The organism is Paenibacillus sp. FSL H8-0317, from assembly GCF_045040685.1.
In the GTDB taxonomy this organism is placed as follows: Bacteria; Bacillota; Bacilli; order Paenibacillales; family Paenibacillaceae; genus Paenibacillus.
In genome coordinates this window covers 423,407-440,517 of the sequence record NZ_CP150294.1, presented here as the reverse complement: position 1 = coordinate 440,517, position 17,111 = coordinate 423,407, and the positions used below count along the sequence as shown (strand labels likewise).

12 protein-coding genes are annotated in these 17,111 nt (G+C 47.2%); 4 read left to right on the top strand and 8 right to left on the bottom strand.

The features are described 5' to 3' along the window. Window positions 1–67: 67 nt before the first annotated feature. From MHB43_RS02235 to MHB43_RS02210, 6 genes are all read right to left on the bottom strand, one after another. Window positions 68–2,020 carry a glycosyl hydrolase gene (locus MHB43_RS02235; RefSeq protein ID WP_339181354.1) on the bottom strand — a complete coding sequence of 651 codons (1,953 nt, stop codon included), beginning with the start codon at window positions 2,018–2,020 and terminating at the stop codon, window positions 68–70. Further along, complete coding sequence (locus MHB43_RS02230; RefSeq protein WP_405131227.1) at window positions 2,013–4,004, bottom strand: heparinase II/III family protein; 1,992 nt, start codon at window positions 4,002–4,004, stop codon at window positions 2,013–2,015. The genes MHB43_RS02235 and MHB43_RS02230 overlap by 8 nt, the downstream gene beginning before the upstream one ends. Window positions 4,005–4,270: 266 nt before the next feature. Then, a complete protein-coding gene (locus MHB43_RS02225) occupies window positions 4,271–4,927 on the bottom strand; it encodes an SGNH/GDSL hydrolase family protein (RefSeq protein ID WP_339181349.1) in 657 nt (218 codons plus the stop codon). 302 nt (window positions 4,928–5,229) lie between these two features. Then, a complete protein-coding gene (locus MHB43_RS02220) occupies window positions 5,230–6,027 on the bottom strand; it encodes an NAD(P)-dependent oxidoreductase (RefSeq protein ID WP_339185287.1) in 798 nt (265 codons plus the stop codon). Between the two features lie 109 nt (window positions 6,028–6,136). Then, window positions 6,137–6,466: an AzlD domain-containing protein gene (locus MHB43_RS02215; RefSeq protein WP_339181346.1), complete on the bottom strand. Its 330-nt coding sequence runs from the start codon at window positions 6,464–6,466 to the stop codon at window positions 6,137–6,139. Further along, window positions 6,457–7,161 carry an AzlC family ABC transporter permease gene (locus tag MHB43_RS02210; protein ID WP_036616527.1) on the bottom strand — a complete coding sequence of 235 codons (705 nt, stop codon included), beginning with the start codon at window positions 7,159–7,161 and terminating at the stop codon, window positions 6,457–6,459. The genes MHB43_RS02215 and MHB43_RS02210 overlap by 10 nt, the downstream gene beginning before the upstream one ends. A gap of 374 nt (window positions 7,162–7,535) precedes the next feature. On the opposite strand from MHB43_RS02210, the gene MHB43_RS02205 reads away from it, so the two are divergent. Further along, on the top strand, window positions 7,536–9,536 hold the full coding sequence (locus MHB43_RS02205) for a methyl-accepting chemotaxis protein (protein WP_405131226.1): 2,001 nt from the start codon (window positions 7,536–7,538) through the stop codon (window positions 9,534–9,536). Between the two features lie 203 nt (window positions 9,537–9,739). On the opposite strand, the gene MHB43_RS02200 is transcribed toward MHB43_RS02205, so the two are convergent. Continuing rightward, window positions 9,740–10,936, bottom strand: coding sequence for a DUF2087 domain-containing protein (locus tag MHB43_RS02200; RefSeq protein WP_221823779.1), 1,197 nt, complete (start codon window positions 10,934–10,936; stop codon window positions 9,740–9,742). A gap of 219 nt (window positions 10,937–11,155) precedes the next feature. Beyond that, window positions 11,156–13,129, bottom strand: coding sequence for a methyl-accepting chemotaxis protein (locus MHB43_RS02195; RefSeq protein WP_339181342.1), 1,974 nt, complete (start codon window positions 13,127–13,129; stop codon window positions 11,156–11,158). Window positions 13,130–13,397: 268 nt separating this feature from the next. Between MHB43_RS02195 and MHB43_RS02190 the strand changes: the two genes are divergently transcribed. The 3 genes from MHB43_RS02190 to MHB43_RS02180 all read left to right on the top strand — a co-directional run bounded on the left by MHB43_RS02190 (window position 13,398) and on the right by MHB43_RS02180 (window position 17,062). Further along, window positions 13,398–14,798 carry a serine hydrolase gene (locus MHB43_RS02190; protein ID WP_405131225.1) on the top strand — a complete coding sequence of 467 codons (1,401 nt, stop codon included), beginning with the start codon at window positions 13,398–13,400 and terminating at the stop codon, window positions 14,796–14,798. A gap of 256 nt (window positions 14,799–15,054) precedes the next feature. Next, on the top strand, window positions 15,055–16,467 hold the full coding sequence (locus MHB43_RS02185; protein WP_339181336.1) for an N-acetylmuramoyl-L-alanine amidase family protein: 1,413 nt from the start codon (window positions 15,055–15,057) through the stop codon (window positions 16,465–16,467). A gap of 34 nt (window positions 16,468–16,501) precedes the next feature. Then, window positions 16,502–17,062 (top strand): GerMN domain-containing protein, encoded by a 561-nt coding sequence (locus tag MHB43_RS02180; RefSeq protein ID WP_405131224.1) that lies wholly within the window; start codon window positions 16,502–16,504, stop codon window positions 17,060–17,062. The last annotated feature ends 49 nt before the right edge of the window (window positions 17,063–17,111 follow it).

The window sequence follows — 17,111 nt, the reverse complement described above, 5'->3', positions numbered from 1 at the left end:
CACGAATAACACTTTTAACTATCATTCGAGATGTTCAGAGATCTAATGATCCTCAACCTGAACACCTTCAGTTAACCTCGCCCAATCGGATTGCAAATGACAACCTACGTGCTCCGTTCACTTCAATCCGTGCTTCCTTCAGCAACCCATTACGGGAGGCCACGGCCTGCTCTTCCAGATGAATATTGGCCCCCTGATCCAGCGCTGTAGATTCTACATAGGCCCCCCGATACTCCGTTCGCACGCTATGATCCGTATGGGTAATTACCGCCTGTTCACGGCCATCATGGAACATCAACGGAATGAGTGCCCCTGCTGCCGCGATCTCACCTTCGAATTCATACGTTATGGTCAGCAAGTCTGCCTGTTGCACATAATGAGTACGCAATGTTTCAATTCCGGGTAATGGACCGACCCATGTCACGGCAAAAGAATTCTCCAAGGCATTCACACCATCTTCTGACGCTTTTTCCACCAGATGCTTCTCTACTTTATTCCGCGTACCATGGTCCACCTTCTCGTACACAATGGACCCTCCTCCCTGTGCAGGGTCCAATCCAACATCCCGATCATATGCATCACCGGATGGAATCCCCTCTGCAAGGCTATGCCATACCCCATCTAGTGTCTTCCACGCAGGACAGTAGCTGAGCGGTCGGACCGCCCCTTCGACAAATTCCGTGAATCCAGCCTGCACATGGCTGGCGGCGGACGGGCCAATCAGACCAGGTAACCTCATCTGCTGAATCCGTACCAAACCAGGGATCGTATACGGGTCATTCATCGCCGTGTGTAATACCAGTTGCTGACCAGGTATGGAAGCAATCACGGTTTCGAACCACCCATCGGTCTGCAATACCCTGCTGCCTAACTCGGAAGGAAGGTACACTTCGCTCACATCGTCTCCCGGATCACTCAGACAAGCGTGAGCCAGCGCTGCCGCAGTCCACAGGTTGTAACAGGTATGGTTGGTATAGATTTCATATCCATGCCGATCTTCTGGCGCGTATTCATTGCGTACAATTTTCAAGCGTCCATCATCCATCTTCCAGCGCTCAACAGCAGCAAAACACCGATTGGCCGCACGTGCAAAAGCACCCGCCATCACCGGATCTCCCGCCTCCAGAGCCTGCGTTGCATGTGTAGAACATACATAAGCTGCGGCAGCTTCATTCCACTGATGCTGGGAGCTGCGACCACGTGGTGGAATCTCACCTAGCGGCGAGAGCGACAGTAACGAGCTGAAGGCACCATGGCGCAGCTGCTCACGTAACGTATCGGCAGTAGTTCCCTCGTAACCAGCTTCAAGCATCACCCCAAGGTGATACCGGGTGGCAATATCATAGGAAAATGGACAATTCGGACGGTCCAGCGGTCCATCCTGATACAACCCAAGTGCCGTAAACCGTGGCAGATGATAGGCTTCCAGATAACGATCCATCCAAGTTGTATCCTCACTTGCCAGCTGTTCACGCCACCGCAGATATTCGCCAGAGATCATGATAGCGTTCCAGTTAATCATGCGATTGGGATTGTTCATCTTGCTCATCGTAAATACATAATCCTGTTCAGGACTGATCGTTTTGAGTGCCTCAGCCCAGATCTTTGCTTGTTCCGGCAGATATGACTTCAACAACATGTAAGCTCGCATCATGAGCACTGGATAAAAATCAGGATGATTGTCAGGTACGCTACCTTTCACCACGGCACCAATGCTCTGTGACAGGGCTGCCGCTGCGGAATCAAGCAGACCTGTACGCCCCGCGTCAACCAGAACTGCTGCCGCCATCGCATAGGCTGGTGTAGCATAATATCTCTCCACACCCGAGAACGGGTCGATAATTGCACCCTGGCTGTCCTGATATGGTGTATAAGCACGAACAACACTTTCAACAAGTGCCAACTTGCGCTCCCGACTCCAGCCGTCTGCCGGAGCAGGGCCCGCTTGTTCTGCCAATGTACGGTAACGTTCGAGTTCATCTTTCCATGGATACGTGGACGCAGATGTATATTTACTCACGCATGCTCACCTCGGTTTCTCCCATTTTCAGTTCAATAATGAAGCGCACCTCACATACCGTTTCAAGCGGATTAGGGCGTTCTGTCCGAACTTCCGTCTCATCAATTGCACCTGTCCATGATAGTGACGTCCGATAGAATGTGACTGGAACATTGTCATGATCAACTGTGTCTATTGCCTCCGTAAGGACTTGCCACTGGTTCGCATCATACGTCATATGGACCGTTCCATGTACACCTTGCCAGCGAAGATTACCGCTCATCACCACCTCAGGTTGTACTCTGCTCATCCATCGCTCCACAACACTCGAACATCCTGCATCTGAATCGTCCACCGAAGAGAATCGTTCTGCCGAAGACACCATCCTGCTCTTCCAATGAAAATGGTCAATCAGATGCAATTCTGCTCCATTCCTGCTACCGCCAGAAGCCATCTTCCAATGAAATTGGCGCGTATAACGAGCCAGTGAAGCAGCTCCAGAGTAAGCGGATGTCAGATCCAATGTTGTATTCAGCTCACCGCCACCCTCTGCCAGCTTTGCCTCTAACACATGGGCTTGCGCTTGTCGGCCCGAACTTTGCTCCTGGCCTTCAATGAGCGGAACGTTATGCCCGGATGACGAGATGTGTAACAACTGCTCTCTGTCTGGTGCAAAATACGCTTGGGTATACAACCCTGCTCCTGGATCACACAGAATATTCTCACCACCGCAATGGATAATGAACTGCCCCAGATCATTATGGTTGTGAGGTTCATCGTTATGTCCACCTTTAACGGAAATAGCCACATGAAGAGGTCCGCCGTTTGTACGTTTTGTATCTGGAGAATCAAGCGAGCCTTTTGCAATCATCCAACCCAAATTTTGAAAAATAAATCCCCGTTCAGCCTGTGAAGAGGCACCTTCATCACCATACATTTTCGGGTCGCTCCACATCACGTTCCGCAATAGATGAGCCCAGCGATGACAGGGATCTTCGGTAAACAGTGGAATATGAAGTGGCAAATCCACCTGCAACCCAACCCGGGACGCGAGCAGGGAAAGCAATCCGGAAGGGATCTCTTCCTTCTCGGCACTGTCCGAATAATTCACATATGTGCCGCCCGACAGATGCACTCGCAGCGGGAAGGCTGCGATGGCTGTTATTTTGGAACCCGTCAGCAGATCTAGTTCGCCCTTACTGTACTCACGAAGCATCTCGGCATAATAGGTGAAATAACCGAAGCCATATACCCAATATCCAATGCCTTCGGCACAGCCGCCATCCTCGCCATAACCGCTCAGGAAGGCGTCCATACAACTGACTGTTTGGCAGATCGATTCCCGTAGTGTTGGCTCATCTTCCAACAGCAACAATGCAGCCATGCCACAGCAGCCACCACAGACTGCCGACCAGTTGTGATCCGCTGTCTGCCAGTGGAACTTCCGTTGATCCCGGTAAAGCGGAGTGAAGATTCGCCGCTCGGCTTCGAATCTGATACGCTCTATGACAAGGCGATCCAGGCGCTCGGCGTGAATCGTTACAACTTCGGCCAACATATGTACCGTCTCTGCGGCGAACAGATCGATGTTTCCATCTACCTGATCGACTTCTCCCGTACCCAGATGCGCTGTCAAACACCACGTATACTCACCACATATGTCCCACAACATATCTTCCAACACTTGCATTGCATTCGGCCTAGACAGGTCCAATGCGAGCATCGTCACAGCAGCCAGTCTGCCCCTTCGATCGAAATAAGCCTCTTCATAGGCTTTCCGCTCACCCGTATCGCTGAACTGTCGATATAAACGGAACGACAAGGAAGGCATGGGTTCTTTCAAGGCACGTTCACCGTAAGCCTTCAAGTCTGTGTATAAGATAGCCAATTCAGGCCGGGATAACTTCTCCAAGAGTCTATCGGCACTTAAGGAACTCCATATTCTGTTCTCAGTTCCACGTTGGTTTATATTTTCATTTTCGACTTCATGAATGGAATCTTCCACTGGATTCACCACTCTTCGTTAATGGATTGTCATACTCACATTATAATGTAATCGATTTCATTTTACCGGATATGATAGCACTTTTGAAGAATTATCCATTAAAACTCTTTCCACGACGTTACTTCCTTCTCCTTCCCAACACAAAAAAACGAAGAACCTTTGTCAGGTTCTCCGTTACATTCTGCCTGTCACCACAGGCTTTTATGGCTATCTTAATCCTGAATACCCATTCCTACTGCCCATATCGCAACTGTCCGCTGTTGTTATTACACAATCGCAAGCGAAGAATTCTGTACAACAGACAACCATTGGCGTGCAATCAGCTCATGACCTGCTGCGGTTGGATGTACGCCATCCCATAACCAGTACGCTGCATCCGCCTGTTTCAGAGCGTCATTAAACGTCTGCTGCAATGGCACCCACACAGCTCCGAATTCTTCAGCAAGACCTTGAGCCAGTTTCTGATATTGACCGATATACTCTTCCCAGGCTTCCCATTTCTCCGCGGTCGCTCCGGTTCTCAGAATAAACGGCTCCATCAAAATCAGCCCCGTATCCGGCAACACTTCCCGAGTCTCTTCGAGCAAATGGCGATACGCCCGTCCGAAACGATCCGTGACCCCGCTAGGTTCACCATTCATCGTGCGCCAGGCATCATTAACCCCAATCAGGATGCTGATCAGGTCCGGTTTCAGACTAATTGTATCCTCATTCCAGCGTGCGTACAGATCGGATACCCGATCCCCGCTGATGCCTCTGTTATAGAAGGTCTTTTGCTTGCCCGCCAGTTCCATACCCAGTTTGCTGGAGATCAGATACGCATACCCGTGTCCGAGAAAATGATTCGGATCATCATTGCGTGACCTTCCCCCATCTGTAATCGAGTCTCCCTGAAACAATATAACGGATGGACTAGTACTCATGATTGAAATCGTTCCTTCCTCTTGTGCAAAATGGAAACACTGAACACCTCAGTCTCCATTTTATCCCTTTCGGTCACAATAGAAAATAGCGTTTTCATCACTATATAAGTTGAACTACATATATTTACACTGACACTACGATGACAGAACAACCTTCCAATCGCTGTTATCCCCAGATTTTTTTGATTCCCTTTTCTGAAGGGAAAAATCCGAGGATAAAGGCGAACGCTTCGCTTTTTCAGGTTTTTTCTGCCCTCTCCGTTATCGTGTAAAAGATTAATTCATCTTATATAGATACCCATCTATGAATCTTTTGGTTCTTTCTCTACATGGCCTCCGCCCTGATAGGCTGTCTCATCCTGTTTATCAGGTACGCCTCTAAGCTTTGCCTCTTCCCACAACTCAGCTGCATCATCCTGTGGGCGGTATCCAATTTTCTGGGCCAGATAGCTAATATCATAGTAATTATCTGTATTCGCTGAAGTCCCGTACAGATTCAGATACTTCATATCTGAATAGGCTTCAATACAGCACTCAGCGAGCTGGACCATGTCCCTTGGTGAGATCCAGATATGAGCCGAGCGCTCCGAGTGCGGGTATGTATCACCTGAGAAGTTTCCAATCCGAATGTTGAATGAGGACAGGTCATATTTGTCAACGTAATAACGTCCCAGCAGTTCAATATAACATTTGCTAAGTCCATAGAAGCTGTCCGGCCGGTACGGGTCATCCACTTCAATATCCTCACCTGTAGGATAGAAGCCTGTTGCATGATTGGAACTTGCAAAGATCACCCGCTGAACCCCATTCAACCGTGCTGCTTCATACACATGGTAGGCTCCGGTTACGTTGATCGGCAGAACTTTGCCCAGAAAATCTTCCTCATCCTTGGCCCATGCAATGTGCAGAACGGTGTGAACCCCCTGCATTAGTTCCTTCAGGCGTTCCCCATCTGTCACATCCATGGCTACAATGCCAGCTTCCTCGTCCTCACGCAGATCAGCTGCAACGATGTCATACGCACCCTTAGCTCTCAGCCCCTCCAGCAGACTGCGACCAATGACTCCGGCAGCTCCCGTAATTAACAGCTTGCGCTTCAGTTCACTCATGAATCCAGCTCCCTTCGCTCAGATAGGTTATCTGTCCTCTATAGAACAGTATTAACCGATCCTTCAAAGGAATTACCGGATTTTACAATACAACCTGCAACTATCCAATCCAATATCGCAGTATCATCATAGCCACAATACCAACCAATACGGTTCCAAGCAGACTGCGTGTCCAGATAGCCACTGCAACCGTAGGCAGGGATGCCCACAGAGCTGCATTGTGCGTAATCGGCACTAACTGGTTGTCTGACATGAACAGTTCCTGACCAATTAGCGCTGCCATGACCGCTACAGGTACATACTCCAGCCAGCGTAACAACCACATTGGAATCTGTATCTTGCTGAACAGCATCAGTGGCAGTACACGCGGGATAAATGTTAACAGTGCCGAACCCATAATAATCCAGAATACATCCCATCTTACTTCCATCGTTCCATGAACACTCCCATCGTTGCCGCAATGACCGCAGCCACAATGACACTCATACTGCCAAGTGAAGCCATGCTGGCGAAGATTACACAGACAACGGCGATAATCGCCACATTAATGTGTATTTTTTTGTTTTTGCGATGCACCAACTGGAGTACAACCAGTCCAATAAACATGGCTGGCAGAGCATAATCGAGACCCAGTCGTTCCGGATTGGTGATCCAGCGTCCAAAGTACGCTCCAGCCATATTAGCCACGAACCAGTTCAGATATGCGGTAATATTCAGACCGTGCATCCAGCGTTCACTCAGCCTTTCCCTGCCAATTGCACGTGTCATCGCGACGCCAAAAGATTCATCGGTAAGCAATGAACCAATCCACATATTTTTAAGCGGGGTCAGATGCCGAAAATATGGTGATACAGCTGCACTGAGCAGCAAATGACGAAGATTCACAAAAAATATGGTGAACATGATTGCTACTGCTGACCCATTCGATGCGAGCATGCCTGCTGCAATGAACTGAGCCGATCCTGCATATAAAATCAGGCTGAGCAGAGCTGTTTCCGCCAGACTCAGACCTGCGGTCATTTCAATGACACCCGCCGCAAAGCCAATACTTAAATAACCAAGCAGGGTTGGGATACAATCTTTGACCCCCTGCATGAATGTAGCCTGATCCTGAACCTCTTCCATGTTCTCCTGTCCAGATATCTGTAGTGTACTTTGGTCCAACTGCCGTACAACCCCTCTCCAATTTCTGTCCCCATAAACCGATATATATGGATGAGTATTAATTCAGGTGCATTTTTCGTACCACATTAATTCAGAAATATACCACAAGACGTGCACTAAGGGAGAGACAGATTACTTTTTATAGAACAGATGTAATCCTAAATACCTACAAAACCGAAAAATATTTTCGCAAAACTCATAAATTATGTTGAATAAACGCGAAATTTGTCATACGATAGCACCAGAAACTTCTGGAAAGGATGGAATGAAATATCTTTTATCAGACGGGCTTGTCCACTAGACATGGGGATGGGTTATACAGAGGGGGAATGTGTATGAAGAAAATTCGTAAACAAGGGGTCAAAAGAACAATGCAGATGAGAGAGAAACTGATTTTGTCATTTGCCATTGTATTGCTCATTCCAACCATTAGTCTTGGCATTATCTCGTTCCAAACAGCTGATGCCAAGGTTGAAGAGAAAATGTATGAGAACGCGATCAGCAGTGTTACTGTGCTCAACCAGACTATTGACCAGATCATTGGTGCAACACGCAAAAATGTTGATTTCCTGGCAAGTCAGCTGGATGCAGGCAATGTCGGACCCAATCAGGGTGACGAAACAGATACCATCCGTACCTTGCTCGACGCGTATAAGGAAACACATGATGACGTGGAACTTGCCTCCATCGGTACCGATCAGGGCGTGTATATTAACTCCCCTGTAACTGCGGTGAACAAAGAAGGATATGACCCGCGCGAACGCCCGTGGTATCAGGCTGCTACGCAGAACAAAGATGTCCCTACCGTAATCACCCCCTACTTATCAAGTAATACCGGCAATGTTGTTGCTTCGGTAGCTCAGACCTCAGCGGATGGCCATGGTGTCGTCTCTGTCAGCCTGTCGCTTGAAGCCCTCTCGAAGACGGTTAACTCCACGAAGATCGGCGAGAAGGGTTATATCTATATCATTGATAATGCCAATAAAATCATTGTACATCCTACCGAGAAACCGGGGACCGAAGGAACCATGGCACCCTATAAAGATATTTTTGCACAGAAAAACGGAAGTCTGACCTATACACTAAATGGAAACCAGGAACACGCCTTTTTCTCCACCAATGAAACGACGGGCTGGACCGTGGTTGGTGTCATCGACAGTGGGGAAGTGACAGCATCTGTCCGTCCGATCCTATACACCACACTTATCGTTGTAGCGATTGCAATTGCGTTAAGCTCCATCATTATTTTCTGGATTGTGCAATCAATAACCAAACCACTGAACCGCTTGGTGAAGGCATCTGACGAAATTAGTAATGGTAATCTGACTATCGAGGTTGCGGTATTAGGACAGGATGAATTCGGCAAGCTGAGCACCAGCTTCAATAAGATGAGCGAATCCCTGCGAACCGTTATTCAGGACGTGCGACACACGGCTGACGAGTTAACCGCCTCATCCACACAATTGGCAGTCAACTCATCGGAGACAACCAAAGCAACTGAGCAAGTCGCCTTGATCACGGAAGAATCCGCAGCTGGACTTGAGAAACAAGCAAGCAGCCTGAAACATACGGCACTGCAGATGAATGAACTTGCTGGAGGTGTGGGACAGGTAACGAACAGCACACAGCAAGTATCCGAAGCTGCCATGCAAGCAAGTGAGCTCGCGGATAAAGGGAATGCGACCATGCAGACGGCCGTATCCGAGATGAGTTCCGTCAGTCGCTTTGTGCAAGGTATGGCAGATACTGCCGGACGACTTGAACAGCATTCCACATCCATTGGTGAGATGGTATCTGTCATTACAGATATCGCTGCACAGACCAATTTGCTTGCTCTCAATGCTTCTATAGAAGCAGCACGTGCAGGTGAGCATGGACGCGGCTTCTCCGTTGTTGCCAGCGAAGTCCGCAAGCTCGCGGAACAATCCAGCCTGTCCGGCCAGAAGATTGTAGAGATGGTCGGAGCGATTCAACAGGAGATTTCAATGGCCAATCACAGTGTACAGATCGGGCAACAGGATGTAAGCAACGGCATTCGTGCCGTTCAGTTTGCAGATGAAGCTTTTGCCCAGATTAGTGAGGCTGTCGGGGTCGTTAATCATCAGCTTGAGAACATTGCAGCCGCCTCACAACAGATGTCTGCAAGTACAGCAGAAGTGGTGCAATCCATTGATCAGATCCACGCCATATCGGAAACCAATGCCGATGGAACGGAGAACATCTCTGCTGCTACGGAGGAGCAAGTGGCTTCCATGCAGGAGATATCATCCTCTGCTGATTCACTTGCCCATCTGGCTCACAAGCTGCAGAAGCTGGTGGAACAATTCAAGCTGTAGTCGTTGAACTAAAGATTGTTTACACTAACACTACGATGACAGAATAACCTTCCAATCGCTGTTATCGTGCAAACGATTAGTTCGACTTATAAAATTAAGTAGTCTGTAGTACCAAAAGCCCCTTTGCCATCATATTGGCAAAGGGGCTTTTGGGTTATATTTGAGTTATAAGGAACGGGAATTCTAGAAAGGAAATATCCCTCCTATTCAGCAGATTGCTTTTTATCTCCGTGGTATCCTTGATCTCCGTAGGGCTCTAACTGTTCAAACCAGCGATTCAGACATTTGGCGAGTGCATCTTTGGGATCGTAATACGGGTTATCATCTTGCTTCAATGTCTCCAGCACCTCGATTACAAACGCATTCTCTCCATATTCATTCCATTCAGCCTGCAACTTTCGATTCAGATGACTACCCATCTGTAACATGAACCGTTGTCCGTTAATGGTTTTCAGGTTAAGTGTGCTATCGATATAAACTTTGCCGTTACGTTCATTCCGAATTTGGTAGACGCCCGCTTCCGTTTTGACTTCTTTGGCCTGTTCCTGCAATTCTTTGCGACGATTCATCTTCTCCTGCTCCCTCTTTTCTTTGCGCTCCGGTTTTCCAACTTCGGCGCTCTGTTGTTCTGCGCGGCTTCCCAGCCAATACTGACTGCCGTCTGGCTCACGTTCCAGCAAGCCATAGTCGATGAGATACCTCCGTATTTCCACGTAATCGTCATGAACTTCCTTCAACAGCTCATTGACCTGTTTCTCGGAATATTTGTGCTCTGTCTCGAATCGTTTGGCAATCTCGATGAGCACGATATATTTATGCTTTTGCTGCATTTGAAACGTCGTCAGCGGACCACCGGTACCCTCTGGAAAAAATTTATTTAGCACCTTCTCCCGATCCTGTACTGTAATATCAAATGAATCACGATGGATTGTATGTCCATGTCTTGTCACCGGTGACACCCATTCGGCTGGAGCCTGGGTATCCTTACTTTTGAGAAGTTCCATTAATGCCAGGAATATTTTGGCCTGCCGTTCCTTTTCCTTTAATACAAACCGATGATTCCGAATCGTGGAGGCACTCCCGATACCAAGGGCCTTTTGTACTTCAGCATCCTTCTTTCCTTCATGAAACTGGGCCAGCAATCCACGCTGGACATCAGACAATCCGGTTACGCTTTTATCCAGCTCCAGCAAATATTCAAATACCGATCCATGAACCTTTTCAATATGCACTCGCATATAACGGGCTGCCTCATAGAGCACTCCTTCTTCAGGATAGATAATCCCGGCTTCCGTCCTGTATCCGCAGCAGACACATATATAGGCGGGACCCTCCTCCGTATAACCACGCTTGATCTCTTCCAATGAAGCTGTTTGCAACCAGGATTCCGATGATTTCATGTAAAAGCTCCTTTTTATCATTGTTATGGTCATTCCAAACGTATATTAATCAAACATATTATATTTTTGTTTGTTCATTTATAGATATAATATAATTTAGTTTATAATATGTCAACATAATGGAAAAGGATACTGTGTTTGAAGACACAACGGATACCCCTTTGTTCAACAGAAAAAAGACCGCAGGGTCGCAACCCTGCAGTCTCATCTCAATACCTGTTACAACTTAAAACGTTCAATCATGCTTTGCAGATCTTCAGCCATACGTGACAATGCTGCCGAAGAAGCTGCAACCTCTTCCATTGTAGCCAACTGCTCTTGAGCCGCCGCTGATCCATCTTCCGTTCCAGAGGCAATTCTGTCCGACAGAACCATGGTATCACTTACTGCCTTGTTGACATGACTCATGCCACCATCAATTTGACGGGAAGCCGTGGATACTTCTCCAGCTTGTGCAGCCACCAACTGTACCGCAGTACGAATGTTATTGAATGCTTCGCCCGCTTCTGTAACCATCTGCGAACTCTTCACCATGCCTTCTCCCGTACGGGCAAAAGTGGATTGTACCGCATTGGTTTTCTCCTGCATCTCATGCATAAGCTCATTGATCCTCTCGGCTGAAGCGCCTGAACTGTGAGCCAGTGTCTTCACTTCGTTGGCTACAACCGCGAATCCGCGCCCTTGCTCGCCAGCTCTTGAAGCTTCAATGGATGCATTCAAAGCAAGAATGTTCGTCTGCTTGGCAATGGCCGTAATCTCGGCCACAATCACAAGAATCTCTTCATTTTTCGCGCGTAGATCCTCAATGACCACAGACATGGCTTTGCTCTCGTCATTCACCTGCTGAATATGGGTAACCGCTTCTTCCACGGTAACCATGCCCGCTTCCGACTTGGTGGAAGCATCCAGAGCGATACGAGCGGTTTCTTCAGCACTTGATGAGATTTCTTTCACTCCAATGGACATTTCGCCCACGAGTTGGCCTGTAGCAGCAAGACTATTGTTCTGCAAATTCGTTCCCGCTGCTGCATCCTGCATCAGTTCTGCCACCTGTTCCGTGGCTTTGGATGTCTGCTCGGAACTTGCCATCAGTTCTTCAGAAGATGCTGCCAGCTGGCTGGACGTATCATGTACTTCTCCAAGCACACTACGTAGTGAAGTCGTCATCATATCGAAACTTTCTCCAAGCTGTCCGAACTCATCCTTACGCTGCAAACCTACACGTACTGTTAGATCCCCTGCGCTAACTTGGGATGCTGCCTGCGTTAATTGCAGTAATGGCCGGTGAATGCTGCGGATAATGAATATAAGCAGAATCAACCCAATAACCAATGCAGATGCCACAATCGTAATTGCACGGATCAAAATAGGCATTACGGCTTCACTTGCTTCGGAAGGAACCATCTCGCCAACAATTTTCCAACCTGTCACCGGATTGGTAAAATACACAGCTTCCACTTCGTGACCATCATATGTATACTTCACCGTTCCACTTTCCTTCGTATACATCTCATTAATGTAGCTTTCATCCGACTGTGTACCGGATTCAATATTGTAGTGGAACAGGAATTTACCCCCGTTATCCAGCATGTACAGTTTTCCTTCTTTACCAATACGTATCTGATCAACGGATTCTTTCAGATGATTGAGACTGACATTGGCTCCGAATACCCCTTTGCCGTCAGCCAGCTTGACCGCTGCGGTCACAACCCATTCGCCCGTCGAAGCCGACTGGAACGTATCCGAGATGACCGGTTCATCCTGGGACATGCCCATCTTATACCATGAACGTTCTCGAGGATCATAATTCTGTTCCTCGGATTCAGGGGACTTCATCCAGCTGCCATCTTCAGCACCTGCAGTAAGTACACCCAGTTCCTTATGATTCTGAGACATCCGATCCATCTGCCTTTGCAGTGCAGGGGATTTAGTAATAATATCGTTTGAAGTCATACCCGCAGCCATCTGAGCTGCGTTATCCTTCTCCATATCGAGCATTTGATTTATCTGCAGACTAAGCATTTCTGTTTTGGCCTGTGCGGAACGAATAATCTCCATTTTAACCTGGTCAGCAGCTTTTTGATAAGACAACCATCCCACGGTAATGCTCGGTACTATCAGGAACAGGAGCAATGCAGCAATCAGGCGTTTTTTTACGGTTAAAGTAAACCAATTTCGAATCCTTTTCTTCATTTTAACTATCCCCCATCATAATCTTCACCCATCCTTTTATCGGACAATCGCTGTAAAAATATTATGTATAGATACTAAATTAGTACAAATTTAATTTAAATGATCTGATCAGATGTTATGGATTATATCCGCTTCATCGTTTTGACCCTCTACCCGAGATCGTTTACAATGCTCATAAGCTGGTTATTCATGAAACGATTGGAAGGAGAGGATTCAAATCTTACGCAAGTCAAATGAAAGACAACGTATTTCCACAGTATATTCATCCATGTTCCGCATTCTGTTAGCGCTCATCCTGTGCACAGGACCGATTCTGGGACAATCTGGTATTACGGCATCCGCAGCGCAGGCAACGCAAGCAGTTCACATTGAAGTGAATGGTGAGCAACAATCCTGGAAGAACGCACCACTTATAATCAAAGGTTCAACGTTTGTTCCACTGCGGGATGTGGTCACATCGGTTAAAGGCACGTTGAAATGGGATAATCGTACCAAGACGGCTACCATTACCGTTGGCAGAGACAAGCTGATCCATCAGGCTGGCAGCAATTCCATTAAAGTAAATAAGGTCGATCTGGCTACAGGTGTGAATTCACGTACCGTTAACGGTACGTTGATGGTACCTGTCCGGGCAATGGCTAATGCAATCAAGGCAGACATCAAGGTCCAACGCACAGCCACGGGGCAGATGAGTGTAAATATGGTCACTGATCAAGTCAGCTTGCTGAATAGCGAGGTTGCCAGCGTGGATACATATCTGCGCGAGATCAACTATCCAGGTATGGCTCTGATCGCCCGCGATGGTGAAGTACTTCTAAAGCAAGGCTACGGACTTGCCGATGAACAGACGCTGAATCGCCCGGATCAGAAGACACGAATCGCATCACTAAGCAAATCCTTCACGGCCGCGTCCATTCTGAGTCTCGTGGAGAATGGTAAGATTAATGTGCAAGATCCAATCTCCAAGTATATCTCTGGTATACCGAAGGGAGATCAGATCACGCTTCATATGCTGTTATCCCAGACTTCAGGTCTGCCATCCGCATTTGGTCGGGGTGAAGGAACTTCTATGGAAGAGACGGTAGAAGAGATTCGTCACAAAACGCTGAAGTTTGAACCGGGGAGTGCCTATCTGTACAGCAACAGCGGTTATGTTTTGCTTGCATATGTCGTTGAACAGGTATCTGGCATGAGTTATGCCGATTACGTGCAACAGACGATACTGAAACCGCTTGGCATGAAAAATTCAGGAGAGGCTTCCCGTAAAGTGCATACCATTAGTGGTTTTGTTCAAAAAAATAACGCATGGGTAACTGCGCCTTACTATGTGTCTCAATCCGGGTCAGGAACCATCTATTCCACGGTGGACGATATGCTGAAATGGGATCGTGCGCTTTATACAGACCAGATTCTAAGCCAGGATACGATTGAGCAGATGTATGAGCCTTATTCCGATAAGAACTACGGCTACGCCTGGATTCTTAAAGAAAACGGCACGAATCGTACCGTCTTCCATAACGGGAGTGGCGGCGGGTTTGCCACAGCTTTTTCACGTAATCTGTCCGATGATATCACGATTATCCTGCTCGGCAACCACGCAGGTATGGACATGACTTCACTTTTGGATGAAGTTGAGGCACAGACAGCCAAAGCACTGCAATTGCAATAATTTTATTGTCATAAAGAGTAATTGGAGACGGTCCTTCAACAGGATCGTCTCTTTGTTCTAGATACATCCTCAATTCCGACTTCGAATACATACATCTACTAGAAATCCCATCAATGTCCAAAAGAATACGTGCTCATCTATAAATAAATTAGATAATTTAAGATCAAAAAAGAAACATTTTTACATTTTTACCGTTCATACTATGTAGGTATATTTTGGAAGTAAGCTATAGATCTAATACTAGTCGAGGTGCATAATGAAGAAAACCATTTTACTACTGTTTTTGAGTCTGTTCTTACTCGTTTTGCTCCCTCATCAGGGAAATGCCGCTGCAAGCACGTCGAAAATCTTTATGGATGGAGAGGAATTAGTCCTCCCAAATGATGTACAGGTGAAGATTATCAATAAAAACGTGATGATCCCGATTCGTGTCGTTGCCGAAAATTTGAAATTCAAAGTCGATTGGAACCAGCAAGCACACACTGTAAAAATCCAGCAAGATCAACAGATCATCTCTCTAACCGTGGACCAAAAACAAGCCATGGTTGCTGACAAGCAGGTCACCTTGAACACAGCACCGCAAATTTTGAATAAAACGCTGGTGGTGCCCATTCGATTTGTCAGTGAACAAATGGGGCTTACGGTAAAATGGAACAATCAAGACAAGATCGTATACTTAACAAACACCAGCAAAGAACCTGCTGTCGACCCTGGCAACAGTTCAGGGAAAGGGGACTCCTCTTCTGTCGCTCAGGTTACCGATATCCAATTTGCCAACAATCAGCTCGTCTTATCCACGGATGGGACCGTTCAGCCGGTAGTAACGACCCTCAAGTACCCTGATCGTCTGGTTGTGGACTTGCCTGGAGCCACCTTTGGTGATATCTCCCAACCACTGGATCAAGGACTCAATGGCAAGTTGGATGTGAGCGGTTATCCCAATGTGACGGAAGTGAGATATTCGCTTTTCAAACGAGATCCAGGACAAGTTCGAATTGTCGTAGAATTGAATAATGTGATGGATGTCCAGTACAGCCAGAATGTGATTGCCGACAAACTGATTATTGATCTGAATGTTGCGGGAGACAACATCGCACCTGCTCCTGTCACTCCAGTAGGCGATTCAGGACGCAAGGTCGTTGTGATCGATCCAGGACACGGTGGCAGTGACCCGGGGACGATCAGCATCACGAACAAACCCGAAAAAGAATACAACCTGGCATTGGCTCACAAAGTACAAGCCCTGTTGCTCAATGAGCCCAATATCGAATTGGTGATGACTCGTGAAGGTGATACCTATCCGACCCGCCCTGAGCGTGTTCAACTCGCCAATCAATTAAATGCGGATGTATTCGTATCTATCCACGGCAATAGTGTGAAGTCTGCCCCCCAAGCGACAGGTACGGAGACATATTATTATCAACGCAGTAACAGCAAGGAATTAGCCAATATCATTCATCAACGTTTGGTGAAAGCCATGGGTCTCAGAGATCGTGGTGTGAAAAATGGCAACTTGGAAGTAATCCGAGACACGACCATGCCTGCAGTGCTTTTGGAAGTGGGATTCTTAAGTAATGTGCTCGATGAAGAACTGATGTCGTCCGAAGTTGTTCAGACGAAAGCCGCTCAAGCGATAGCCGATGGAATCAAGGAGTATTTGGGCCTATAAATCATCAAATAAATCAGATGAAGGAAGTGATTTTTTGAATAAGAAGCTAGGTTGTGCACTTATATTAACATGCTTGATCCTTATCGGAGTTGGATGTGCCCAGAAGCCAGTGAACGAATCCGGTTCGAATGAACCTGCTGTTCAGGGAGGACAGGCGCAGTCACCAAACCCATCCGAACCGGAGGTGGATCTGGGCACAATGAATACACAAGTCATCGATGTATATTTGGCAGATTCTCAGGTCCTTGAGCTGGAGAAAACAGAACAGGAAATTGAATACAAGGATGATTCCGAAAAATATGAAAAAACATTTGCAGCGTTGCAAACGAACACCGATTCGGAGCTTGTTTCCCTCTGGGAGCAGGTGGAATTGCTCTCTATCCAATATGTTGAGGGTACAGTGACTTTGGATGTTCATATCCCCGCTGAAGCCAATCTCGGTACCAGTGGAGAAATGCTCGCATTGGAAGCTTTAACAACAACGATGTTTCAGTTTGATGAAGTGAAGAGCCTGGATATACTGGTGGACGGTGAAGCCGTTGATAGTTTGATGGGTCATGCCGAACTGGAACACCCCATTCATCGCGAATCCTAACTGATCAGACAACAATGGAAAAAGAACGTCCCCAGGGACGTTCCAATCT